Here is a 21080-nt window from a genome sequence, read left to right on the forward strand (position 1 = left end):
CACCGCACCACCGACGGAAAGCACGAAGATGCCCTCGATCACCCTCCCCGGCAGCGGCCGGCTCGCCCTCCGGGAACCCGCCGCGCTCTCCCCCGCCCACCGCCCGCCGACCTCCCGAATCGCCTTCGCCGCGGCGCACGTGGTCGCCGACGCGCTCGGCGACAACGCCCCGGGCGCACCGGCCGTCGTCGACTGGGACGCCACCCTCGCCTTCCGCCACCACCTGTGGTCGCTGGGCCTGGGCGTCGCGGACGCGATGGACACCGCGCAGCGCGGCATGGGCCTGGACTGGGCCGCGACCCGCGAGCTGATCACCCGCTCGGGCGCGGAGGCCCGCGCCGTCGGCGGCCGGCTGGCCTGCGGCGTCGGCACCGACCAGCTGACCGCTCCGGCGACCGGCCTCGGCCAGGTACTGGCCGCGTACCGCGAGCAGTTGGCCGTGGTGCAGGCCGCCGGGGCGCAGCCGATCCTGATGGCGAGCCGGGCGCTGGCCGCGACCGCCCGCGGCCCGGAGGACTACCTGCGGGTGTACGGCGAGCTGATCGCCGAGGCCGAACGGCCGGTGGTGCTGCACTGGCTGGGCGAGATGTTCGACCCGGCCCTGGCCGGCTACTGGGGGTCGGACGACCTGGACCTCGCGACCGACACCGTGCTGACCCTGATCAAGGACCACGCGGAGCGGATCGACGGCATCAAGGTCTCGCTGCTGGACGCGGGCCGGGAGGTGGCGCTGCGCCGGGCGCTGCCGACGGAGGTGCGGTTGTACACCGGCGACGACTTCCACTACCCGGAGCTGATCCGGGGCGACGAACTGGGCCACAGCGACGCCCTGCTGGGCGTGTTCGACCCGATCGCGGGCATCGCGGCGGCCGCGCTGCACGCCCTGGACGCGGGCGACCTCGACCGCTACGACGCGCTGTTCGCGCCGACCCTGCCGCTGGCCCGGCACCTGTTCGCGGCGCCGACCTTCCACTACAAGACCGGCATCGTCTTCCTCGCCTGGCTGGCCGGGCACCAGGACCACTTCACCATGGTGGCGGGCGCGCAGAGCGGCCGCTCGGTGCCGCACCTGGTGGAGCTGTTCCGGCTGGCGGACGCGGCAGGAGCGCTGCCCGAACCGGAGTTGGCGGTGCACCGGATGCGCCAGTACCTCGCGCTCGCGGGGGTGGCGGCGTGAACTCCTCCCACGCGCCCCTTCCCACGTACGAGGACCGCTTGTCGCTGAACCAGATCAGCACCAAGGGCTGGTCTCTGCCGGAGGCCGTCCGGGGCTGTGCGGAGGCCGGCGTCCCGGCGATCGGGCTGTGGCGGGACAAGGTCGCCGAGACCGGCCTGGCCCGGTCGGCGAAGCTGTGCCGGGACGCGGGGCTGGCGGTCAGCAGCCTGTGCCGGGGCGGCTTCCTGACCGCCGCCGGTCCGGAGGGCCGGCGGGTCGCGCTCGCCGACAACCTGCAGGCGATCGAGGAAGCGGCCGAACTCGGCACCGACACCCTGGTGCTGGTGGTCGGCGGCCTGCCGGACGGCAGCCGCGACCTGGTCGGGGCCCGCGCGCAGGTGGCCGACCTGATTGGTGAACTCGCGCCGCACGCCGGCGACTTCGGCGTCCGGCTGGCGATCGAGCCGCTGCATCCGATGTTCTGCGCGGACCGCGCGGTGGTCTCCACCCTCGGTCAGGCCCTGGACCTCGCCGAGCCGCACCCGGCGGACCGGGTCGGCGTCGTGGTGGACAGCTACCACGTCTGGTGGGACCCGGAGTTGGCCGCGCAGATCGCCCGCGCCGGCGCCGGTGGCCGGATCGCCGCGTACCAGGTCTGCGACTGGACGCTGCCGCTGCCCGCCGACCCGTTGCTCGGCCGCGGGCACGTGGGCGACGGCCACATCGACTTCGGCCGGCTCACCGACCTGGTCGCCGGGGCCGGGTACGACGGCTGGGTGGAGGTGGAGATCTTCAACCAGCGGGTGTGGGACGCCCCCGGACGCGAGACCCTGGAGACCATGAAGAGCCGACACCTCGCCCACGTGGTCCGCCGATGAGAGTGGTGCTCGCCCCGGACTCGTTCAAGGGCACCATCGACGCCCCGGACGCCGCGCGCGCCCTCGCCGACGGCTGGCGTTCCGTCCGGCCGGGCGACGAGCTGCTGGCGCGTCCGATGGCCGACGGCGGCGAGGGCACCCTCGCCGCCGTCGCGGCGGCCACGCCCGGCGCCGTCCTGCACGAGGTGCCGGGCTGCACCGGGCCGGACGGCCGGCCGGTCACCGGCCGGTACGCGCTGCTGCCGGACGGCACCGCACTGGTCGAACTGGCCGTCGCCAGCGGGCTGCCGCTGATGGCCCGGCCCGCGCCGCTCACCGCCACCACCCGGGGCACCGGCGAGACGGTCGCCGCCGCGCTCGACGCCGGCGCCCGCCGGCTGATCGTCACCCTCGGCGGATCCGCGTCCACCGACGGCGGCACCGGGCTGCTGGCCGCGCTCGGCCTGCGCCTCACCGACGCCGACGGCCGGGAACTCCCGGACGGCGGCGCCTCGCTCACCGCCGCGGCCCGCGTCGACCGGGGCGACCTGCGGCCCGCTCCGGCGGGCGGCGTCCTGCTGCTCACCGACGTCACCAACCCGCTGCTCGGGCCGGACGGCGCGGCGGCCGTCTACGGTCCGCAGAAGGGCGCCGACCCGGCCCAGGTCGACCTGCTCGACCGCGGCCTGGCCCGGCTCGCCGACCTGCTCGGCGGCGACCCGGAGCAGCCGGGCGCGGGCGCGGCCGGCGGCACCGGGTACGGCCTGGCGGCGGCCTGGGGTGCGGCGATCGCGCCCGGCGCGGCCGCCGTGGCCGACCTGCTCGGCCTGGACGCCGCGCTCGCCGGGGCGGACCTGGTGGTGACCGGGGAGGGCCGCTTCGACGCGACCAGCCTGCGCGGCAAGGCGGTCGGCGAGGTCCTGGCCCGGGCCGGCCGGCACGGAGTGCGGGCGGCCGTGGTCGCCGGCGAGTCCGCCGAGCCCGGTGCGGCGCTCACCCTGACCGCGCTGGCCGGCTCGGCGCACGCCGCCCGCACCGACCCGGCCCGCTGGCTGCACGCCGCCGGCGCCGAACTCGCCGCCCGGGCGGCCGACCCCGCCCGCTAAGGCATAGGGCGACCGCGGGCCGTCATCCCGCCGAACCCTGGAAGGTGAACTGCGGCGCTGCGGACCAAGCGCCCTCGGCCACCATCCTGCGTTGCAGTTCCCTCGAGGTGGCAGCGAGCCGTGCCACGGACTCGTGAAGTCCTGCTCGGTCCAGTGGCGCGACGCCGAGGTCGTCACGCAGCACTTGGCGCAAGAGGTGGAGGGAGTCCCTGATCGGGCCGTGGTTCCACTCCAGCAGCTGCTGGAAGGCCCGGTCCCGGTCGGACCCGGACTCGAACTGCCGGATGAGGATCCGCCCGAATTCGAGGCAGCGGTTGGTCTCGGCCGCCGCTCGGAGAGGAAGGTCGGGAAGGAGCATCTGCGCGAGGGCGTACTGCTCCCGGTACGCCTCGCGTGCCGCGTCGAGCCCGAGGTCCGGGGACTCGCCGCGCTGGAGGGCCAGCGTCGCGTCCTGCCCTGCCATGAGGTAGGCGCGCGCGGCTCCGTTCAACGCGGAGTACGCCTCGCGTCTCCTCTGCAGAGCGCGTTCCTCAAGATCTTGGCGCCGTTCGCGCTCAACCCACTCGTTCTGGTTCGCCACCTCGTTTTGGCGAGCCCGTTGTGCCATCAGCGTCGCGCCCAGCGTTCCGCCGACACCCGCCACGGCGACCATGAATGCGCTCAGCTCCGCTATCACGACTTCTCCCCTTTCCCACAGACGCCCGCGCCATCTCCGGCCTCCGGCGTCACTGCGCCCCCCTTGGACAGCAGGACGACTCTGACGCTACGTCAGTTCTCCCGCACTCCGACGGACGTGCATCGGTTCCGACACCAGGCGCCCGCGGCACCGGCTGTCGCGTGGCGCCGGTCCGGGGCCGCCGGGCGGTGGCAGGATGGCCGCGGCGGGTACCGGGTGCGGAGGGGAGCGGTGACGGTGGACGGAGTGGATCGGGTCCGGGCGGTCTGCCTCGGGCTGCCGGAGGTGGAGGAGCGGCCGAGCCACGGCGAGCCCGGCTGGTTCGTCCGCGGCAAGAAGCTCTTCGTGATGGGCGCCGACCACCACCACGACGACCGGGTGGCGATCTGGGCGGCCGCCCCGGCGGGTGTGCAGGAGCACCTGGTCGCCACCGGGCCCGAGCGGTACTTCCGGCCGCCGTACGTCGGCCATCGCGGCTGGGTCGGGGTGTACCTGGACGTACCGGCCGTGGACTGGCCGCAGGTCGAGGACCTGCTGGTCGACGCGTACTGCCTGGTCGCGCCGCGCGCCCTGCGCGACGCCGTCCGGCCGCCGGAGGGCTGAGCCCGGGCCCGGGCCGGACGGGTCGAGTACGGTGTGGCCCATGAAGCTGCTGAGCGTGAACGTCGGCAAGGCCGTCCCGGTCGAGTACACCGACGCGCCGTCGGGCACCACGGGTGTCGACAAGCGGCCCGTCGACGGTCCGGTGCGGCTGTCCCGGCCCGGCCCGAAGGGCGTCGGGGCGAGCGGGGTCGCCGGGGACGACGTCTGCGACCTGCGCTTCCACGGCGGGCCCGACCGGGCCGCGTACGCGTACGCCCGCGAGGACCTGGACTTCTGGGAGGACGAGGCGAACCGCGCCTTCGCCGCCGGCTCCTTCGGCGAGAACCTCACCATGGAGGGCGTGGACGTCACCAACGCGCTGATCGGCGAACGCTGGCAGGTCGGCGGCGTGCTGGTCGAGGTGACCGGCGGCCGGATCCCGTGCCGGACGTTCCAGGGCTTCCTGGCCGAGCAGGGCTGGGTCAAGCGCTTCACCCGGGCCGGGCGGCCGGGCGCGCTGCTGCGGGTGATCGAGGAGGGCGAGGTCCGCGCGGGCGACCCGATCACGGTCGTGCACCGGCCCGCGCACGCGGTGACCGTCGGCACCCTGTTCCACGCGGCGACGCTCGACCGCACGCGGCTGGCCGAGACGCTGGTCGCCGCGGAGTGGATGGAGTCCGGACTGCTGGGGCTGGCCCGCGAGTACGCGGCGAAGTACGGCAGCGCCTGAGCCGATCCCATTGCTGACAGCTTGTCAGCAAGTCGCGCGCAACACCTTGACGGTGTACCGCCACTGACCTACAACCGAAAGCAGAGCCCTTCCCGAGCGCCCCAGCCCGCCGGGGAGCAGCGAAAGTTCACCTTCTCGTCCACCCTCACCGAGAAAGAGGCTTTCCCATGCGCCTGCGCCGTGCCCTCGCCCTGTCCGCCGTCGTCGCCCCGCTCGTCCTCGGCGCCGTCCCCGCCTCGGCCGCCGCCCCCACCGGCCTGGCCGCCACCAGCGTGCTCACCACCGGCGGCGCCGGCGGCACGCCCGTCGCCCCCGGCGACGTGCTCAGCGCCCCGCTCGCCGCCGGCGCCCGCGCCACCTTCTACTCCTCCGCCACCAGCACCACCGGCGTGACCTGCGCGGTCTCCCAGTTCACCGCCCGCGCGGTGACCAACCCGGCCGCCCCCGGCACCGCCACCGAATCCCTCACCGGGCAGACCTTCTCCTCCTGCACCAGCAACGTCACCGGCGTGACCTCGGTGAAGAGCCTCACCGTCGACCACCTGCCGTACGCGATCAGCGTCGCCGACACCCCCGGCAACCCGGTCACCATCACGGCGGGCACGGCCGGAGCGGTGCAGGCGACCGCGGTGCTGAACAGCTGGTTCGGCACCCTCACCTGCAGCTACCAGCTCAGCGGCGCCTTCACCGGCGCCGCCGACAACGCCAACCACACCCTGTCCTTCAGCAACGCCCACTTCGCCAAGAGCGGCGGCTCGGGCCTCTGCCCGGCCGACGGCTACTTCTCCGCGACGTACGGCCCGGTCACCGACACCACCCAGCCCGGCAGCCCCCTGGTCCACGTCAACTAGGGCCTGCCGCAGACCCGCACGCCCCCACCCCGATCCCCGGCTCCCACCCCCGTGAGGAGCCGGGGCTTCGCGGTGCTAGCGGGCGACCGAATCGAAGAACTTCACGATCTGCGGGCCGGAGGCCCGGAACGCGCCGAAGTGGTCCGTCGCGCCCTGGTCGACCACCGGGACCTGGACCCCGTGGGCGGCGAACTGCGCCGCGCAGGAACGGGAGTTGGTGATCACCACGTCCGTGTCGCCGGTCGCGGTGTACAGCCGGACCGGCACCCGGGGCTTCCAGTCGCAGGTGCCGTCGTTGCTGCGGATCGCGTCGAGCAGCGCGCCGTCCGGGCGGCCGAGCCGCTCGTAGAACGCGGGCGTGAGCAGCGAGCGCACGTCGGGGGCCAGGGCGGCGACGATCTCCTCCTCCTGGTGCCCGCCGTCGAAGAGCCCTTCCACCACCCCCGCGTAGGGCGGCTTGAACACCTCGGCCGGGTCCTTGTAGATGGGGTGCAGGCGGTTCTGCGCGGTGAGCCAGTAGGACAGGTAGAAGACGCCGCTGATCGGGTTGACGCTGCCGTCGAGCAGTCCGGCCATCTCGGCGTGCTCGACGTCGTACGGGCCGGAGACCGGGGCCAGCGCCTTGAGCCGGAAGGTGCGGTCGGCGCCGCGGTCGAGCTCCTTCGCGAGGGCGGCGGCGACCTGGCCGCCCTGGGAGAAGCCGGTGGCGTAGACGTCGCCGGTCAGCGGGCGGCCGAGGCCGCGCGCGGCGGTGCGGGCGGCGCGCAGCAGGTCGAGCGAGGCGGAGACGGAGGACGCGGTGTCCATGTAGGGGTGGCGGCCGGGCCCTTGGCCGAGGCCCAGGTAGTCGGGGGCGGCGACGGCCCGACCGGCGGAGGCCTGGAGGTAGGGCGAGAGCCGGCCGAAGTCCTCGCCCACGGAGGGCGCGTAGGCCCGGTTGACCATGGTGCCGTGGGTGTCGGAGACCAGGTCGAGGCGGCCGTGCCGGCCGTCCTTCGGCAGGACCAGCAGTCCGGTGGCGGTGGTGGGCGTGCGGTCGGGGGTGATGGTGCGGTAGGTGATCCGGTAGCCCCGCACGCCGTACTTGACCCCGGCGGTGTCGACGCCCATCCCGCCGACGAACGCCGCTGTCTGGGCCGTGGTCAGGTCGGAGACCGGGACTACCGAGAGGACCTCGCCCCGGTCGGGCCGGTGGGCGGCGGCGGCCGGGGAGACACCGGCCAGCACGCCGACCGCGGCCGCTGCCACGAGAGTTGCCGTCACCGAGCGGAGGAGTCCGTGCGCATGCATCGTCATACCGACGACGCTAGGCTCCTGTCGCCGCCCACCCCATCCGGCCGACCCCCGGACTCCGGGGGTGGCTGTCCCCACCCCCGCCGCGGGGGCCTGCCCGCCCGGACGGGCCCCACGACGTCCAGTACCGACCGGAGCACGCACCACGATGGATCCCTCGCCCACCGCCTGGGACGGCCCCGCCGTCCACGCCGCCCTCGCCGCCCGCGCGACGGCGGGCGCCCCCGACGGCTTCCGCGGCCGCGAGGGCCACCTGGGGGACGTACTCCGCCCCGCACTGGGCGAGTCCGAGGTGCGGGCCTTCGAGCGGCGCCACGGCGTGCGGCTCCCGCCGTCCTACCGGTCCTTCCTCATCGAGGTCGGCGACGGCGGCGCCGGGCCCGGGTTCGGCGTGCTCGGCCTCGACCAGCTTCCGGAGGACGAGGAGGAGGCGCTGTACGGCGAGCGCGTGGACTGCCTGCGTCCCGGCTTCCTCGCCACGCCCTTCCCGTACCGCGCCGCCGTGCCCCTGCCTTCCCGCGAGCCGCTGTGCCCGCCGGGCGCCCTGGTGATCACCGACTACGGCGGCGGCGACTACGCCCGGCTGGTGGTCACCGGTCCGTGCGCCGGCCAGGTCTGGCACGACGACCAGGTGTGGGGCGGCCTCACCCCGGGCCCGGACTTCCACACCTGGTACACCCGCCGGCTCGACCTCCGCCCCTGACCGGCCCGGCCCGGGCTCACCGTTCGCTGTGGTCGGCGAGCAGCCGGGCCTCGCCCAGGATCGCGCGGGCGGCCGGGAGTTCGCCGCGCGCGGCGGCCTGCAGGGCGGTCTCGACCCGGCGGGCGACGGCCCAGGCGGCGAGCCGCTGCGGCTGCTCGCCGAGGGTGTCGGCGACCAGTGCGAGCCGGCGCCCGAGGAGCCGGGAGGCGGAGCCGTGGTCGAAGGGGTCGTCGACCTGCTCGATCAGCGGCCACGGGTCGTACGCCGGGTCGCCGATCAGCGGTTTGGCGTCGATCGCCAGCCAGGGCCGGCGCCGGGCGGCCACCACGTTGCCGGGGTTGAAGTCGCCGTGCAGCACGACCTGTCGGGCGGCGCTCGCGGGCAGTTCGCGCATCAGCCGCACCCCGTACGCCACCAGGCCGCCGTCGAGCCCGGCGCCGTCCAGCCCGCCGCCATCGAGCCCGGCGCCCTGCGGCCCGCCGTCGGTGGCGGACCGCAGGCGGGCCATCCGCAGCTCGGCCAGGGTGGCGCGCTCGCCCGCGACGACGGCCAGCGGTTCGAGGGCGGTGTGCGGCGGCACGGGGGTGCGCCACAGGGTGTCCAGCAGTTCGGCCCCGGCCAGCAGACGGCGTTCGGCGGGGATGCCGCGGGCGGCGTCGAGGGTGCCGCCGGGTTCGCAGAGTTCCAGCAGCATCGCGGAGTTGGCGCTGTCCTCGCGCAGCAGGTGGACGGCGCCGCGGCCGTCCCACAGGCGCAGCGCCTCGGCCTCGCCGGCGGCCTCGCGGTGCGGCCAGGCGACCTTGAGCACCACGCCGCGCCCGTCGGGCAGCCGGGCCGGTGCGACCCAGGAGCAACTGCCGCCGTGGTAGGGATCCTTGAGCACGAGCTGCCAGCGGTCCCGTAACTCGGCGACCAGCGCGGGCAGTCGGGCCAACCATTCGCGTCCGCTCTCCTTGCGGGCGAGCACGCTGGCCACCGGCAGGGAGGACGGGAAGAGTTCGACCGTCACCGACCCCACCTCCCGGCCGTTGCGGAGATGCTGTGGTGCGTCATGCCCGTCTCCCTCCCACTCCCCCGGCGGTCCCGCGGCGGTCCCACGCCCGCCTCCGCCGGTCGTACCCGCCTGCCGGGCGCGAAACGCCGTCGCGCGCCCGTGTGTTGTCCGGGGCTGTCGGCGGGTCGCACGGCGGTCATGGGTTCCGGTTCCCTTCAGTGCCGCGCCGGGGCGCCGACGGGTTCGGGTTCCGCCAGCGGCGCCGCGCCGCGTCCGGCGCCGGCCGCCTCGTCCACCGCTTCCCCGGCGGACGCGGCGCCTGCCGGTTCCTCCGGTTCCCCGGTCCGGCCGCGGATCGGCATGGCGACCAGCAGCGCGAGCGCGATCAGCAGGTAGGCGTTGCCGCCGAGCAGGACGCCGATCCCGTGCCCCGGGACGTTCCACCAGAGCCAGACCACACCGCTGCACAGCACCACCTGGGCCGCCCAGAAGGCGGTCAACAGCCGTCGGCGCCTGGCCCGTTGCGGGCTGCGCAGGCCGGCATCGGCGAGGATCACCAACGCGGGCAGCAGCCAGACCAGGTGGTGCACCCAGGTGATCGGGCTGACCAGGCAGCAGGCGGTGCCGGTGAGCGCGTACCCGGCGAGCCGGTCGCCGGCCCGGTGGGCGAGCCGCACCCGGTACGCCCAGACCGCCAGCACCACCAGCGAGGAGGCCAACCAGATGGTCCGGCCGGGCAGTTCGGGGCCGAGGCGGGCGATGCCGCCCTGCAGCGACTGGTTGGAGATGTAGCCGAACGCGCCGACCCGGTCGGTGTCCCACAACGCCCGGGTCCAGAACGCACCGGACTCGCGCGGCGCCGCGAGGTGGCCCACGGCCGTCGCGGCGGCGGCCACCAGCAGCGCCACCCCGGCGGCGCGCCGGCGGGTGAGCAGCAGATACCCGATGAACAGCGCGGGGGTCAGCTTGAACGCGGCGGCCAGCCCGATCCCGATGCCGGCGTACCGGCTCCACCGTCCCTGCGCCAGCTTCCAGTCGGCGAGCACCAGGGCCACCAGCAGCAGGTTGACCTGGCCGAAGCTGACGGTGTCGCGGACCGGGTTGAGCAGGGCGCACAGGCAGGCGCTCAGGCCGAAGGCGTACCAGCGGTTCCAGCCCTGGCGGCGGGCGATCGGGTCGACCGTCCAGTACAGCAGCAGGGCGGTGGCGACCGTGCTGAGCGCGACGCTGACCGCGACGGCCGGGTGCCAGCCGAGCAGCAGCATCGGCAGCATGCAGAACGCGGCGAACGGCGGGTAGGTGAAGCCGTAGACGGTGCCCGGCCGCAGGTAGTCGTAGATCGCGCCGGTCTGCTGCCAGTGGTGCACGGTGCCGTAGTAGACGCCGACGTCGAACCAGCCGCGGTGGCCCGGGATGACCGCGAGGATCACGGCGGTCGCGGTGACGGCGGCGGCCAGGGTGGTGATCCGGCCCGCGGTGGTGGTGGGTGCGATCCTCAACGGGCGGCCCGCCCGGCGGCCCGGACCAGCGGCATCCCGACGGCCTGCTCCACTTCGACGACGGTGCGGTCCGGTCGCAGCACCGCGCCGGCGGCCACCAGCAGGGCGGTCACCACTCCGGCGGCGGCCAGCCCGAGCGCCCGGCCGCCGGGGGTCCAGCCGTCGGGGAAGACACTGAACGCCAGCACCGCGCAGGCGCCCGCGGTCCACCACCGGATCCGGGCCGCGCCGCCGGCCGCCGCGGCGAGCAGCGGCACCGCCCACAGGGCGTACCAGGGCCGGACGGCCGGTCCGAGGGCGACCACCGCGGCGAGCGCGAGGCCGGTGGCGTGCACGGCGCCGAGCCGGCCGGTCCGCACCCGGTGGGCGAGCACCGCGCAGACCGCCGCGGCCACCGCCGAGCCGGCCCAGCGGGCGACGGTGACCACCCGGTCCGGTTCGGCGAAGCCCCGGGCGACCAGCCTGCCGACGGCGGTCACCGGCGACCAGCTGCCCGCCGAGGCGGGGGTGCCGAGCGCGTCCAGCCAACCGAAACCGGTGCCGCTGACCGCGGTCACCAGCACCGTGGTGGCGACCACCGCCACCAGCACGGCGAACGCGTCGTCGGCGCCGGCCAGCAGCCCGCCGCGCCGGCCGGTGCGCCCGTGGCCCAGCCACCACACCGCCGGCAGCGCAAGCACCGCCGGGACCTTGACCAGGGCGGCCAGGGTGACCAGGACGGCGCCGAGCACCGGCGAGCGGCGGGCGGCGAGCAGCCCGCCGAGCAGCAGCGGCAGCAGCAGCGCCTCGTTGTGCGCGCCGGCGATCAGGTGGAGCAGCAGCAGCGGGTTGAGCGCGCCGAGCCACAGCGCGGTCTGCGGCGCCACCCGGCAGGCCCGGGCGAGCCGGGGCAGCAGCGCCACCAGGGCGAGCGTGCCGACGAGTGCGGTCACCCGCAGCGCGATCAGCCCGACGACCGGATCGCTGCCCGCCCAGCCGTGCGCGGCCCGGGCCATCAGCAGGAACAGCGGCCCGTACGGCGCGGGGGTGTGCCGCCACACCTCGGGGACCTGGTCGGCCTCGGGGCCGCCGAGGTCGGCCGGGCCGTGGGTGTAGACGTCGAGTCCGGCGTCCAGCAGCGCGCCCTGGGCGAGGTAGCTGTAGACGTCGCGGCTGAACAGCGGCGGGGCGAGCAGCAGCGGCGCGGCCCAGCAGGTAAGCGTGGTGCACAGCCAACCGACCGACGGGGTACGGCCGGAGGCGACCGAGCGGCCGAGCAGCAGCCAGGCGGCGGTGAGCAGGCCGACCCCGAACCAGGTGAGCGCGACCGCTCCGCCGAGGTACGGCGGCCCGTCCAGGGAGGCGCCCGGACCGCGCGGGAGGGCGCCGGAGCGCAGGCCCCCGGCGGCCAGCGCGAGCGAACCCGCCAGCCCCGACCATCGGCACCAGCGCGGCTCGGCAGTCAGGGCCCAGTTCGGCATGCGGGGAACGGTGACAGGCTCCGATGTCCATCGGTGGAAGCGCCAACGACCGTCAGGTGACCGGAGGTTGACTGGATCACTCAGGCCTGCGCGGACGGCCCGGACGGCACCTCCTGCCATTCAGCGGGTGCACATCCGAAATCCCTCGGACGGCCATCTCGATTCCAGCCGGATCGGGGAGACATACGGGGGACGCGAACCGCCCGGCCCGCACACCGGCCCGATCCGGGCGATCCCCGCGGTCGGTTCCCGCGTCAGGTTCGCACCGTCCGCCCGCTTCCACCGGGGTCCATCGAGGTCCACCGAGCCCGCCGTCCGATCACGGAGAGTCCGCCATGACCACTGCGCCCGCCCGCCCCACCGTACGTCCCGTCGATCCGGCAGGTACCGCCGCCCCCACCACTGCCGCCGCCCCCGCAGCGCGGATCCCCGCGCAGCCCGCCACCCGCCCGGCGCGCACCGCCGACCGCTCGGCCGCCGACCGGCCGATCACCGGGTACACCGTCTCGCTGGCCCGCGACGAGGACGACGTGCGCGCGGCCCAGCGGCTGCGCCACCAGGTGTTCGCCGAGGAGATGGGCGCGGTCCTGGACACCCCCGCCCCCGGCCTGGACGTCGACGCGTTCGACGCGTTCTGCGACCACCTGCTGGTCCGCGACCGGGAGACCGAGGAGGTCGTCGGCACCTACCGGCTGCTGCGCCCGGAGCAGGCCGTCCGCGCCGGCCGCCTCTACTCCGACACCGAGTTCGACCTCACCCGCCTCGCGGGCCTGCGCAGCGGACTGGTCGAGGTCGGCCGTTCCTGCATCCAGCTCGAACACCGCGGCAACGGCGCGGTGATCAACCTGATGTGGGGCGGCATCGCCCGCTACCTGACCGACACCGGCAACACCTGGATCGCCGGCTGCTGCTCCGTCCCGCTCGCGGACGGCGGCGCCACCGCCGCCGGGGTGTGGGACGCGGTCTCCGCCAAGTACCTGGCGCCCGAGGAGTACCGGGTCACCCCGCACCGCCCGTGGGACCCGACCGGCATCGCCCGCGCCGGGCGCACCCCGATGCCCGCCCTGCTCCGCGGCTACCTGCGGCTCGGCGCCTGGGTGTGCGGCGAGCCCGCCCACGACCCGGACTTCGACGTCGCCGACCTGTACGTGCTGCTCTCCCTGGAGCGCACCGATCCGCGCTACCTGCGGCACTTCCTGTCCGCCGCCGCGACCGTCGGCACCATCGGCGACACCGCCGCAGGGACGCCGGCACCATGAGCGCCTGGCTGCCGACCGCCCCGTGCACGCCCGGCGGGTGCGTCGCCGGGGCGGTCGCCGGGCCGACCGTCGCGGCGCCCCGGCGGGTGCTGCGCCTCGCCGCGCTGCTCGCCGTCCTGCTGCTGGGCATCGCGGCGGCGCCGGTGGTCCGCGTCTGGCGCCGCCCGCTGCCGCCGCTGCCCGTGGAACGGCTGGTGCGGAGCTGGGCCCGGCTGCTGCTCGGCGCACTCGGCATCCGGGTCCGGGCGGGCCGGGTGCCCCCGGCGTCCGGGGCCGCGTTGATGGTCGCCAACCACATCTCCTGGCTGGACATCCTGCTCGTCGCCGCGGTGCGGCCCGGCCGGATGCTCGCCAAGACCGAGGTCGGCCGCTGGCCGCTGCTCGGACCGGTCACCACCTGGGGCGGCACCGTCTACATCGACCGCGACCGGCTGCGGGCCCTGCCCCGCACGGTCGCCGAGGTCGCGGCCGCGCTGACCGCGGGCGAACGCGTGGTGGTCTTCCCCGAGGGCTCCACCTGGTGCGGCCGGTACGGCGGACGGTTCCGCCCCGCACTGTTCGAGGCGGCCGTCCGGTCCGGCGCCGCGGTGCAGCCGATGGTCATCACCTACCGGCTCGCCGACGGCCGCGAGACCACCGCACCCGCCTTCGTCGGCGAGGACGGACTCCTCCCCTCGCTCTGGCGGGTCGCCGCGGTACGCGGACTGGAGGCCGAACTGGAACTGTGCCCGCCGATCCCGGGCGGCACCCACCCGGACCGCCGCTCGCTCGCGGCAGCCGCCCAGGCCGCCGTGGACGCCCAGCGCTTCCCGACCGGACCGGCCGGCCGGACCTGCGCCGAGTCCCACCCCCCGATCCCCGCACCGCGCCGCCCCGGCCCGGACGGCGCGGCCCCGCGACCGACCGCGGCGAATACCCCCTCACGTATGATCTGAATCCGGAGCGTGACGCGAGGAGGAACGAGGCCATGCAGGTCGACGAGGAGGCGGTCGGCGCGGTGCTCAACCGGCTGCGCCGCGCCCAGGGCCAGCTGGCCGGGGTGATCGCGATGATCGAGGCGGGCCGCGACTGCAAGGACGTCGTCACCCAACTCGCCGCCGTCTCCCGGGCATTGGACCGCGCCGGATTCAAGATCCTGGCCAGCGGCATGCGCCAGTGCCTGGCCAACGCCGACGCCGACACCCCGCCCATGACCGAGGCGGAACTCGAGAAGCTCTTCCTCACCCTGGCCTGAGCGCCGCCGCCTCGAATCCGCTGGGCAACCCGGGCCCGCCCGGCCATACTGACCGTCATGTGTTTCCGACGCGCGCGGCCCGCCGATGAGCCGCCGCCGCTACGTCGCCCGCGGCGTGCCCGGCGGCTACCGCATCTGGGACAACAAGGCCCGCCGCTACTGGGGCGAGCACTACCAGCTCTGCCCCGACGACCTGGTCCGCGAGCTCAACTCCACCGCCGACCCCGCCCGCCTCACCCAACTCGCCCGCCACTACCGCGCCCTGAAGCGCTGAAAGCCGGCATCGGCCGGGGCTGGTACCTCGTGGCGAGCATCTCGGTCCGCTGCGACCACGTGGTGGACTGCGGCATGCACACCATCGAGGAGCGGGCCGCGTCCTTCTCCTCCCCGACGGACACCGCTCGCGGGACGGCGGAGGTGGCGGCCTGGCTGCTGGAGCGTGGTGGCACCGCCGAGCCGCCGGACTCGTGGCGCGCCCGGGACAACGAGCCGGGGGAGCGCCGTCCGGCCAGTCGCGCGTGATCGCGGTCCCGGTAGGTGCGTGGCGCAGGAGCCGGGCAGGGGGCCTCAGGCGAGGGCCAGGAAGAGCTTCTCGAGCTCGGCCTCGCTCATCGGGGCGCCGCCCTGCTCGGCCTCGGCGAGGCACTGGCGCATGCCGCTCGCGACGATCTTGAAGCCGGCCCGGTCGAGGGCGCGGGAGACCGCGGCGAGCTGGGTGACCACGTCCTTGCAGTCCCGGCCGGCCTCGATCATGGCGATCACGCCGGCCAGCTGGCCCTGGGCCCGCCGCAGCCGGTTGAGCACCGGGCCGACCGTTGCCTCGTCCACCTGCATCGCTTCTCTCCTCACCTGACCCGGGGCATACCCCTCCCGGTATCAACCGACGGCCGCCCCGGACGATTCCCTCAGCGGTCGGCCGCCGCCTCCCACGCCCCGTAGCCGCCCAGCAGGTCGGCCACGTCGGCGCGCCCGTGGTGGCGCAGCAGGCTCGCCGCGATCGAGGAACGGTGCCCGCCGGCGCAGTGCACGACCACCGGCCGGTCGGCCGGGATCTCGGCCAGTCGGCGCGGGAGTTCGGCGAGCGGCAGGTGCAGCGAGCCCTCGATCCGGCCGAGCGCCCGCTCCCCCTCGCCGCGGACGTCGACCACGACCGGACGGTCCTCCGTGCGGTCGAGGCCGCTGCGCAGTTCGGCGACGGTGACGCGCGGCGCAGGTCCCACCTCGCCGCCGGCCGCCCGCAGCACCGCCTCGGCGTCGGCGGCGTACCCGGCGACCCGGTCGAAGCCGATCCGGGCCAGCCGGGTGACGGTCTCCGGCTCGCGGCCCTCAGGGGCCAGCACCAGCAGGGTCGCGGCCGGGTCCAGCACGGTGCCCGCCTGCTCGGCGAACCGGCCGTCGGCGGGGACGTTCAGTGCGCCGCGCAGGTGGCCGGCGGCGAATGCCTGCGGGTCGCGGGCGTCGACGAGTACCGCGCCGCCGTCCCGCGCGGCCAGGAACTCGTCCGCCGCCAGCGCGCCCGCCCGGGCGGCGCCGGCGTCGAACAGTGAGCGCTCGCGCCGGTTCAGGTCCGCGTCGTAGCCGAAGTAGCCGGGCGCGGCGGGCTGGCCGGCGGTGACGATGGCCACGAACGCGTCCTCGTCCATCGGCGCGCAGGCGTAGTTGGTGCGCCGCTGCTCGCCGATGGTCGAGGACAGTTCGGCGGAGAGGTTCTTGCCGCAGGCGGAGCCGGCGCCGTGCGCGGGGAAGACCCGGACCGCGTCCGGCAGGGCCATCAGCCGCCGCTGCACGCTGTCGTACAGCATCCGGCCGAGTTCGTCTGCCGTGACGCCGACCGAGGCCAGCAGGTCGGGGCGGCCGACGTCGCCGACGAACAGCGCGTCGCCGGTGAGCACCCCGTACGGGACGGGGTCGGCGGCCCGCTCGCGGACCAGGATGCTGATCGACTCGGGGGTGTGGCCGGGCGTGTCGAGGATCTCCAGGGTCACCTCGCCGAGGCTGATCCGCTCGCCGTCGGCGAGCCGGCGGATCGGGTACTCGGTCTCGGCGCGCCGCCCGTAGCCGATCCAGGCGCCGGTGCGGGCGGCGAGTTCGAGGTGGCCGGCCAGGAAGTCGGCGTGGAAGTGGGTGTTGATCACGCCTTCGACGGTGAAGCCGCGCGCCTCGGCGTCGGCCAGGTACTCGTCGACGTCGCGGCGCGGGTCGACGACGACGGCGCGTCCGGTGGTCTCGTCGGCGATCAGGTAGGAGGCCTGGGAGAGGCAGTCCAGGTAGTGCTGGGCGAAGTACACGGCGTCCTCGTCTCGGTGTGATGCGTCCGGCCTCGTGGTCCGATACCGGTGGGGGTATATGCTCGGCCCAACGATATACCCCCACCGGTATCTTCCCGAGCCTCCGCCGGGACACCGGACCACGGGGGAGCGCCACCCGACGAACCACCCCGAAACACCCCGAACCACCTGGAGCCCCCATGTCCCGGTCCGGTCCCCCGACCGGCCCCGGCGGGATCACCCCCGCCGAGGCCCACCGGCTCGCCCAGGGCGGGCACGCCGTACTGCTCGACGTCCGCGAACCCGAGGAGTACGCCGGCGAGCACGCCCCCGGCGCCCTGCTGCTGCCCCTCGGGCAGCTCACCGCCCGCACCCGGCTCCCGCAGCGGCGAACCGTGCTGGCGATCTGCCGCTCCGGCAACCGGTCCCTGGTCGCCGCCGGGCTCCTCGCCGCGCGCGGCGTCGACGTGCTCGACGTCACCGGCGGCATGCGCGCCTGGCGGCAGGCCGGACTGCCCACGCACTCCGGCACCGGCTGTCCCTGCGGGCCCGCGATATGACCGCCGTCCTGCTGGCGCTCGCCGCCGGCGCGGTGGTCGGCCTCGCCCTCGGCGGACTGGGCGGCGGCGGCAGCATGCTGGCCGTCCCGGCCCTGATCTACCTGCTCGGTGTCGGACCGGCCACCGCCGCCACCGCGAGCCTGCTGATCGTCGCCGCCACCGCGCTGTCCGGCCTCCTCGCCCACGCCCGCGCCGGCCGCGTCCGCTGGCGCACCGGCGCCCTCTTCACCGCCGCCGGACTCCCCGCCGCCGCCCTCGGCGGCACCCTCTCCGGCCACGCCCCCGCCGCCCTGCTCACCGCCGCCTTCGCCGCCCTCGCGGCCCTCGCCGCCGGGCGCATGCTCGCCGCGACCCGCAAGCCGGCGGCCCCCGAGCCTCCCGCTGCGGCCCCCGGCACACCGGCGGCCGCACCCCGGCAGCTCCAGCCCGTACCGTCCGGTGCCGCCACGCGCGCGGCGGCACCGGGTCTCACCCCGCTCGCCGGGCCTGCCACCGGCACCGGCACCGGCACCGACACCGGCACCGCCCAGGCATCGGCGTCGGCCGGCACCCGCGCAGCGGGAGCCTCGGGCCACACCGGCCGCACCGTCCCGTCGGACAGCGCTCCGGTCACCGCCCGGCCGGACCGCGCAGCGCCGGCAACGGCCGACGTTCCCGAGCCCCACCCCGCCTCCGCGCGTACCGGCGCGCCTGCCGGTCCCGGCAGGGGGCGGACCGCGCTGACCGGCGCCGGGCTCGGCCTGACCACCGGGCTGCTCGGTGTCGGCGGCGGCTTCCTGGCCGTGCCGGCGCTGGTCTCCGGCCTGGCGCTCTCCATGGCGGAGGCCACCGGCACCAGCCTGTTGGTGATCACCGCCAACTCCCTCGCCGCGCTCGTCCCGCGGCTCGGCGCGGCCGGCGACGTGCCGTGGGCGGTGGTCGGCCCGTTCGCGGCGGCCGCCGTACTCGGCGCGTGGGACGGCAAGCGGCTGGCCGCCAAGGTCTCCGGCCGCACCCTGCAGCGGGTGTTCGCGTCCGCGCTGCTGGCCGTCGCCGCCCTGATGCTCGCCGACGCCGTCCTCTGACCCCTCCCCCAGTCCTTCTCCCCGCCCCCGATCCCCCGGTCGCTCTCCGAAAGGCCCCCCATGACCTCCCTCCTGACCGTCACCCAGCTGGTCGACGTCACCGTGATCGACGTCCGCACCCCGGCCGAGTACGCGGCCGGTCACATCCCCGGCGCCCTGAACATCCCGCTGGACCGCCTGGAGCGTGCGCTCCCGACGCTGCGCGAGGCCGCCGAGCGACGGCCGATCGCCGTGGTCTGCGCCTCGGGCGCCCGCTCCGCCACCGCCTGCGCGCAGCTCGCGTCGGCCGGCATCGAGGCCCGCTCGGTGGACGGTGGCACCTCCGCCTGGGCGTCGGCGGGCAAGGCCCTGACCCGTACGCCGGGTGCCCGCGCCGTGTGGGCGATGGACCGGCAGGTGCGCTTCGCGGCCGGTGCGCTGGTGGTGCTCGCGGTCCTCGGCGACCTGGCCGTGCCGGGTCTGCGCTGGCTGGGCGCGGCGGTCGGTGCGGGTCTGGTGTTCTCCGCGGTCAGCAACACGTGTGCGATGGGCGCGGCGCTCTCCCGGCTGCCGTTCAACCGTCCGCGCGGCAATGCCGAGGCGGCGCTGGAGGAGACCCTGGCTTCCCTCCGCACCGCCGCGTGACGTCCCGGTCCGGCGCCGGCTCAGAGCTCCTCGGAGCCGAACGGCCAGCGCCGGACCGGCAGCGGCAGCGGCAGCGGCAGCGGCAGCCACCACAGCGTCGCGCCGTGCCGGGCGACCAGCCGCGCCTCCGCGAGTTCGGCGTACAGCGCGTCGGGTACGGAGCCGACCGGCGCCCCCTCCAGCAGGGCGCCGATCGCCGCGAGGTGGCCGGGCTCGCCGATGGTGTAGAGGTCGAGCGGGCCGAACCGCCGGTCGCGGACCTCGACGAAGCCGGGTCCGCGCCGGAACACGCAGGACGCGGCCGTCCAGGTCTCCTGCCAGGTCCGGGCGGTCTCCAGCGGCCGGCCCTCGATCCGCAGCGGCGGCAGCAGGTGGGCCAGGGTGCGGTCGGCGGCGCAGCCGTCCGAGCAGGTCGCCGTCCAGTCGACGGCCAGGCCCTGCGCGGTGAGTTCGCGGAGCAGCAGCAGGGCGCGGGCCGAGAGCGGGTCGGCGTCCGCGCAGAGCCGGACGGGTTCCGGCAGCCGGACGTACCGGGCTCCGGCGGCGCGCAGTGCGCCGACCGACTCCCCGACCGGGCCCGCGAGTTCGACCACCCCCAGGGCCATGCCGGGCAACGCCCGTACCACCGGGTCGTGGTCGCGCCAGGCCTCGACCGCGACCTGCAGGTAGCTGCCGGCCTCCTCGAACAGCAGCCCGTACTCGCGCCACCGCTCCACCAGCGCCTCGACCCGGCCGGGCTCGATCGCATCGGTGATCCCCCAGCGCTCGGTGGCGGGCTGATTGAGTGATCCGATCGTGCCCGCCACCGCCGCGCCCGGGGCAGAGAAGAACGCGCAGCGCACCGCGCAGCGCGTTCCTGCGCAACTTGCTTGCTAGCGAACGGTGTTGCAGGTCGCGGCCGGGACGCCGGTGTCCGGCGCCGCGTCATGGTGGCCGGCCAGCCAGAAGCCGACCAGCAGCCCGCCGACGGCCAGCACCTTGTGCCGGTTCTGCTTCCACCAGGACGGCGAGCCGGCCGCCATGAACCGCAGCTGGGTGTAGTCGGGGTGCTCGCTGGGCGGTGTGTCCTTGAACAGTCCCATCGCAGGTGAACCTCCTGTCCCGATCGGGAAGTTCATGACCATACGCCCCACCGGACTTGATCGCCGCGAATTAGCGCCCCCGTGCGCCGGGTGGCGCGCGAAAGGTCCCCGCGCGCCCCCTTCACCCCCCCGTGGGCTACCAGTGCGCGGGACGCGCCAGGTGGTCCGGGAGGCGGGTGGCGGCGTCGCCGCGCGCGGCGTTGAGCTGCGCCTGGGTGAGGAAGAGCGCGCCGGTCAGGTCGGCACCGCGCAGGTCGGCGTCGCGGAAGTCCGCGCCGACCACGTCGGCCAGCCGCAGGTCGGCGCCGGTGAGGTCGGCCGCGATCAGGTACGCGCCGCGCAGGTTCGCCCCGCGCAGGTCGGCCCCGCGCAGCCGGGCGCCGATCAGGTCGGCGCCGCGGTGGTTGCGCTTCTTGCCGGGCACGGCGGCCCGGGCCAGCTCGCCGGCCTTCAGCAGCAGCTCGCTGACCCGCATCCGGACGGCGCCGACGTCCACCCGGGCGAGCTCCTCGGCGGTGCCGCCGGCCAGCCCGTCCACCTCGTCCTGGGCGCGACGCAGCTCGCCGTGGAGCTTGCGCGCGGCGTCCAGCCCGAGCGCCTCGTCCAGGTACCAGAGCAGCTCGTGCAGCTGCCGGACCACCGGGAACACCTCGAACATCTGCGGGGCGCTCTGCGGCGCCTCCCGCCACGAGGTGCCGCCGAAGGTCACCTGGGAGACCTTCTGGCCGGCGCCGAAGCAGTCGAAGACCGTGCAGCCGGTGAAGCCCTTCTGCCGCAGCTGCGGGTGGATGCCGCAGCGGAAGTCCTGGCCGAGGTTGCCGCAGGGCTTGCCGGCGTCCTTGTTCACCGCGAAGTCCGCCGAGCGTGCGAACGGCAGCGCCACGCAGCACAGCCCGAAGCAGTTTCCGCAGTCGGACAACAGATCGAGCCGCCTGGCCTCGCGGTTCTCGGACACGGTACGCGCACTCCCCTTCATGGTCGACGGTCCATTGTCCCCGACCGCGCGCCGCCCCCACGCGGGCGCCCCGAACCGGCACAGTGGTTCCCGGAACGACACCGACCCCACACCGAACCCAGGAGGAC

Annotated in this window: 25 protein-coding genes; 15 read left to right on the forward strand and 10 right to left on the reverse strand. The window is 75.7% G+C overall.

The annotated features are described in order from the left end of the window. Nucleotides 1-28: 28 nt before the first annotated feature. Genes ACGFX4_RS23690 through ACGFX4_RS23700 form a run of 3 tightly spaced genes read left to right on the forward strand, consistent with a single transcriptional unit; the run spans nt 29 to nt 3119 of the window. On the forward strand, nt 29-1177 hold the full coding sequence (locus tag ACGFX4_RS23690) for a dihydrodipicolinate synthase family protein (RefSeq protein ID WP_393077786.1): 1149 nt from the start codon (nt 29-31) through the stop codon (nt 1175-1177). After that, nucleotides 1174-2034, forward strand: a complete 861-nt coding sequence (locus ACGFX4_RS23695) for a sugar phosphate isomerase/epimerase family protein (RefSeq protein ID WP_393077789.1) — start codon at nt 1174-1176, stop codon at nt 2032-2034. Before ACGFX4_RS23690 ends, ACGFX4_RS23695 begins: the two co-directional genes overlap by 4 nt. After that, the gene (locus ACGFX4_RS23700) at nt 2031-3119 is read left to right on the forward strand and encodes a glycerate kinase (protein ID WP_393077791.1); all 1089 of its coding nucleotides are present in this window, start codon (nt 2031-2033) and stop codon (nt 3117-3119) included. Before ACGFX4_RS23695 ends, ACGFX4_RS23700 begins: the two co-directional genes overlap by 4 nt. Nucleotides 3120-3141: 22 nt before the next feature. Here ACGFX4_RS23700 and ACGFX4_RS23705 read toward each other — a convergent pair whose 3' ends face one another. Next, a complete protein-coding gene (locus tag ACGFX4_RS23705; protein ID WP_393077794.1) occupies nt 3142-3795 on the reverse strand; it encodes a hypothetical protein in 654 nt (217 codons plus the stop codon). A 237-nt stretch (nt 3796-4032) separates the two neighbouring features. Here ACGFX4_RS23705 and ACGFX4_RS23710 point away from each other — a divergent pair, with 237 nt between their 5' ends. The 3 genes from ACGFX4_RS23710 to ACGFX4_RS23720 all read left to right on the forward strand — a co-directional run bounded on the left by ACGFX4_RS23710 (nt 4033) and on the right by ACGFX4_RS23720 (nt 5958). Beyond that, entirely contained in the window at nt 4033-4398 is a 366-nt protein-coding gene (locus tag ACGFX4_RS23710) for an MmcQ/YjbR family DNA-binding protein (RefSeq protein ID WP_393077796.1), read from the forward strand. Nucleotides 4399-4438: 40 nt separating this feature from the next. Then, nucleotides 4439-5107, forward strand: a complete 669-nt coding sequence (locus ACGFX4_RS23715) for an MOSC domain-containing protein (protein WP_393077799.1) — start codon at nt 4439-4441, stop codon at nt 5105-5107. A 167-nt stretch (nt 5108-5274) separates the two neighbouring features. Next, nucleotides 5275-5958: a Tat pathway signal sequence domain protein gene (locus ACGFX4_RS23720; RefSeq protein WP_393077801.1), complete on the forward strand. Its 684-nt coding sequence runs from the start codon at nt 5275-5277 to the stop codon at nt 5956-5958. A 75-nt stretch (nt 5959-6033) separates the two neighbouring features. Here ACGFX4_RS23720 and ACGFX4_RS23725 read toward each other — a convergent pair whose 3' ends face one another. Continuing rightward, complete coding sequence (locus tag ACGFX4_RS23725) at nt 6034-7254, reverse strand: alpha/beta hydrolase family protein (protein WP_393077804.1); 1221 nt, start codon at nt 7252-7254, stop codon at nt 6034-6036. A gap of 145 nt (nt 7255-7399) precedes the next feature. On the opposite strand from ACGFX4_RS23725, the gene ACGFX4_RS23730 reads away from it, so the two are divergent. Further along, nucleotides 7400-7954, forward strand: coding sequence for an SMI1/KNR4 family protein (locus ACGFX4_RS23730; RefSeq protein ID WP_393077807.1), 555 nt, complete (start codon nt 7400-7402; stop codon nt 7952-7954). Nucleotides 7955-7970: 16 nt separating this feature from the next. On the opposite strand, the gene ACGFX4_RS23735 is transcribed toward ACGFX4_RS23730, so the two are convergent. From ACGFX4_RS23735 to mptB, 3 genes are all read right to left on the reverse strand, one after another. Next, a complete protein-coding gene (locus ACGFX4_RS23735; RefSeq protein ID WP_393077809.1) occupies nt 7971-8963 on the reverse strand; it encodes an aminoglycoside phosphotransferase family protein in 993 nt (330 codons plus the stop codon). A gap of 200 nt (nt 8964-9163) precedes the next feature. Beyond that, entirely contained in the window at nt 9164-10447 is a 1284-nt protein-coding gene (locus tag ACGFX4_RS23740; RefSeq protein ID WP_393077811.1) for a glycosyltransferase 87 family protein, read from the reverse strand. Continuing rightward, nucleotides 10444-11907: a polyprenol phosphomannose-dependent alpha 1,6 mannosyltransferase MptB gene (gene mptB, locus ACGFX4_RS23745; protein ID WP_393077813.1), complete on the reverse strand. Its 1464-nt coding sequence runs from the start codon at nt 11905-11907 to the stop codon at nt 10444-10446. Before mptB ends, ACGFX4_RS23740 begins: the two co-directional genes overlap by 4 nt. 335 nt (nt 11908-12242) lie before the next feature. On the opposite strand from mptB, the gene ACGFX4_RS23750 reads away from it, so the two are divergent. The 5 genes from ACGFX4_RS23750 to ACGFX4_RS23770 all read left to right on the forward strand — a co-directional run bounded on the left by ACGFX4_RS23750 (nt 12243) and on the right by ACGFX4_RS23770 (nt 14922). Next, nucleotides 12243-13166 (forward strand): GNAT family N-acetyltransferase, encoded by a 924-nt coding sequence (locus tag ACGFX4_RS23750; RefSeq protein ID WP_393077815.1) that lies wholly within the window; start codon nt 12243-12245, stop codon nt 13164-13166. Next, nucleotides 13163-14101 (forward strand): lysophospholipid acyltransferase family protein, encoded by a 939-nt coding sequence (locus tag ACGFX4_RS23755; protein ID WP_393077817.1) that lies wholly within the window; start codon nt 13163-13165, stop codon nt 14099-14101. The genes ACGFX4_RS23750 and ACGFX4_RS23755 overlap by 4 nt, the downstream gene beginning before the upstream one ends. A gap of 32 nt (nt 14102-14133) precedes the next feature. Then, nucleotides 14134-14400, forward strand: a complete 267-nt coding sequence (locus ACGFX4_RS23760) for a metal-sensitive transcriptional regulator (protein WP_393077819.1) — start codon at nt 14134-14136, stop codon at nt 14398-14400. Between the two features lie 85 nt (nt 14401-14485). Next, nucleotides 14486-14674 (forward strand): hypothetical protein, encoded by a 189-nt coding sequence (locus tag ACGFX4_RS23765; protein WP_393077821.1) that lies wholly within the window; start codon nt 14486-14488, stop codon nt 14672-14674. Between the two features lie 29 nt (nt 14675-14703). Further along, nucleotides 14704-14922 (forward strand): hypothetical protein, encoded by a 219-nt coding sequence (locus ACGFX4_RS23770; RefSeq protein ID WP_393077823.1) that lies wholly within the window; start codon nt 14704-14706, stop codon nt 14920-14922. Nucleotides 14923-14967: 45 nt separating this feature from the next. Here the strand turns inward: ACGFX4_RS23770 and ACGFX4_RS23775 are convergent, their stop codons facing one another. Both ACGFX4_RS23775 and ACGFX4_RS23780 read right to left on the reverse strand, forming a co-directional pair. Beyond that, complete coding sequence (locus ACGFX4_RS23775) at nt 14968-15234, reverse strand: metal-sensitive transcriptional regulator (protein WP_393077825.1); 267 nt, start codon at nt 15232-15234, stop codon at nt 14968-14970. Nucleotides 15235-15305: 71 nt separating this feature from the next. Next, nucleotides 15306-16688, reverse strand: a complete 1383-nt coding sequence (locus ACGFX4_RS23780) for a rhodanese-like domain-containing protein (RefSeq protein WP_393077827.1) — start codon at nt 16686-16688, stop codon at nt 15306-15308. A gap of 179 nt (nt 16689-16867) precedes the next feature. Here ACGFX4_RS23780 and ACGFX4_RS23785 point away from each other — a divergent pair, with 179 nt between their 5' ends. Genes ACGFX4_RS23785 through ACGFX4_RS23795 form a run of 3 tightly spaced genes read left to right on the forward strand, consistent with a single transcriptional unit; the run spans nt 16868 to nt 18915 of the window. Beyond that, on the forward strand, nt 16868-17227 hold the full coding sequence (locus tag ACGFX4_RS23785) for a rhodanese-like domain-containing protein (protein ID WP_393077829.1): 360 nt from the start codon (nt 16868-16870) through the stop codon (nt 17225-17227). Beyond that, complete coding sequence (locus ACGFX4_RS23790; RefSeq protein ID WP_393077831.1) at nt 17224-18291, forward strand: TSUP family transporter; 1068 nt, start codon at nt 17224-17226, stop codon at nt 18289-18291. The genes ACGFX4_RS23785 and ACGFX4_RS23790 overlap by 4 nt, the downstream gene beginning before the upstream one ends. A gap of 60 nt (nt 18292-18351) precedes the next feature. Beyond that, on the forward strand, nt 18352-18915 hold the full coding sequence (locus tag ACGFX4_RS23795) for a rhodanese-like domain-containing protein (protein ID WP_393077834.1): 564 nt from the start codon (nt 18352-18354) through the stop codon (nt 18913-18915). 20 nt (nt 18916-18935) lie between these two features. On the opposite strand, the gene ACGFX4_RS23800 is transcribed toward ACGFX4_RS23795, so the two are convergent. From ACGFX4_RS23800 to ACGFX4_RS23810, 3 genes are all read right to left on the reverse strand, one after another. Beyond that, nucleotides 18936-19721, reverse strand: a complete 786-nt coding sequence (locus ACGFX4_RS23800) for a DUF5825 family protein (protein ID WP_393077837.1) — start codon at nt 19719-19721, stop codon at nt 18936-18938. 66 nt (nt 19722-19787) lie between these two features. Further along, nucleotides 19788-19997, reverse strand: a complete 210-nt coding sequence (locus tag ACGFX4_RS23805; RefSeq protein WP_393077840.1) for a hypothetical protein — start codon at nt 19995-19997, stop codon at nt 19788-19790. A 136-nt stretch (nt 19998-20133) separates the two neighbouring features. Then, nucleotides 20134-20973, reverse strand: coding sequence for a pentapeptide repeat-containing protein (locus ACGFX4_RS23810; RefSeq protein ID WP_393077842.1), 840 nt, complete (start codon nt 20971-20973; stop codon nt 20134-20136). Nucleotides 20974-21080 lie beyond the last annotated feature (107 nt).

Origin of the sequence: Kitasatospora sp. NPDC048365, assembly GCF_043200835.1 — a bacterium.
Lineage (GTDB): Bacteria > Actinomycetota > Actinomycetes > Streptomycetales > Streptomycetaceae > Kitasatospora > Kitasatospora terrestris.

What these genes read in the sequence shown, in the direction of transcription:
- ACGFX4_RS23750 (WP_393077815.1), top strand. Translation starts at nt 12,243, where the DNA reads ATGACCACTGCGCCCGCCCGCCCCACCGTACGTCCCGTCGATCCGGCA.
- ACGFX4_RS23725 (WP_393077804.1), bottom strand. Translation starts at nt 7,254, where the DNA reads ATGACGATGCATGCGCACGGACTCCTCCGCTCGGTGACGGCAACTCTC.
- ACGFX4_RS23700 (WP_393077791.1), top strand. Translation starts at nt 2,031, where the DNA reads ATGAGAGTGGTGCTCGCCCCGGACTCGTTCAAGGGCACCATCGACGCC.
- ACGFX4_RS23715 (WP_393077799.1), top strand. Translation starts at nt 4,439, where the DNA reads ATGAAGCTGCTGAGCGTGAACGTCGGCAAGGCCGTCCCGGTCGAGTAC.
- ACGFX4_RS23760 (WP_393077819.1), top strand. Translation starts at nt 14,134, where the DNA reads ATGCAGGTCGACGAGGAGGCGGTCGGCGCGGTGCTCAACCGGCTGCGC.
- mptB (WP_393077813.1), bottom strand. Translation starts at nt 11,907, where the DNA reads ATGCCGAACTGGGCCCTGACTGCCGAGCCGCGCTGGTGCCGATGGTCG.
- ACGFX4_RS23730 (WP_393077807.1), top strand. Translation starts at nt 7,400, where the DNA reads ATGGATCCCTCGCCCACCGCCTGGGACGGCCCCGCCGTCCACGCCGCC.
- ACGFX4_RS23775 (WP_393077825.1), bottom strand. Translation starts at nt 15,234, where the DNA reads ATGCAGGTGGACGAGGCAACGGTCGGCCCGGTGCTCAACCGGCTGCGG.
- ACGFX4_RS23755 (WP_393077817.1), top strand. Translation starts at nt 13,163, where the DNA reads ATGAGCGCCTGGCTGCCGACCGCCCCGTGCACGCCCGGCGGGTGCGTC.
- ACGFX4_RS23805 (WP_393077840.1), bottom strand. Translation starts at nt 19,997, where the DNA reads ATGGGACTGTTCAAGGACACACCGCCCAGCGAGCACCCCGACTACACC.
- ACGFX4_RS23795 (WP_393077834.1), top strand. Translation starts at nt 18,352, where the DNA reads ATGACCTCCCTCCTGACCGTCACCCAGCTGGTCGACGTCACCGTGATC.
- ACGFX4_RS23765 (WP_393077821.1), top strand. Translation starts at nt 14,486, where the DNA reads ATGAGCCGCCGCCGCTACGTCGCCCGCGGCGTGCCCGGCGGCTACCGC.
- ACGFX4_RS23790 (WP_393077831.1), top strand. Translation starts at nt 17,224, where the DNA reads ATGACCGCCGTCCTGCTGGCGCTCGCCGCCGGCGCGGTGGTCGGCCTC.
- ACGFX4_RS23690 (WP_393077786.1), top strand. Translation starts at nt 29, where the DNA reads ATGCCCTCGATCACCCTCCCCGGCAGCGGCCGGCTCGCCCTCCGGGAA.
- ACGFX4_RS23720 (WP_393077801.1), top strand. Translation starts at nt 5,275, where the DNA reads ATGCGCCTGCGCCGTGCCCTCGCCCTGTCCGCCGTCGTCGCCCCGCTC.
- ACGFX4_RS23810 (WP_393077842.1), bottom strand. Translation starts at nt 20,973, where the DNA reads ATGAAGGGGAGTGCGCGTACCGTGTCCGAGAACCGCGAGGCCAGGCGG.
- ACGFX4_RS23785 (WP_393077829.1), top strand. Translation starts at nt 16,868, where the DNA reads ATGTCCCGGTCCGGTCCCCCGACCGGCCCCGGCGGGATCACCCCCGCC.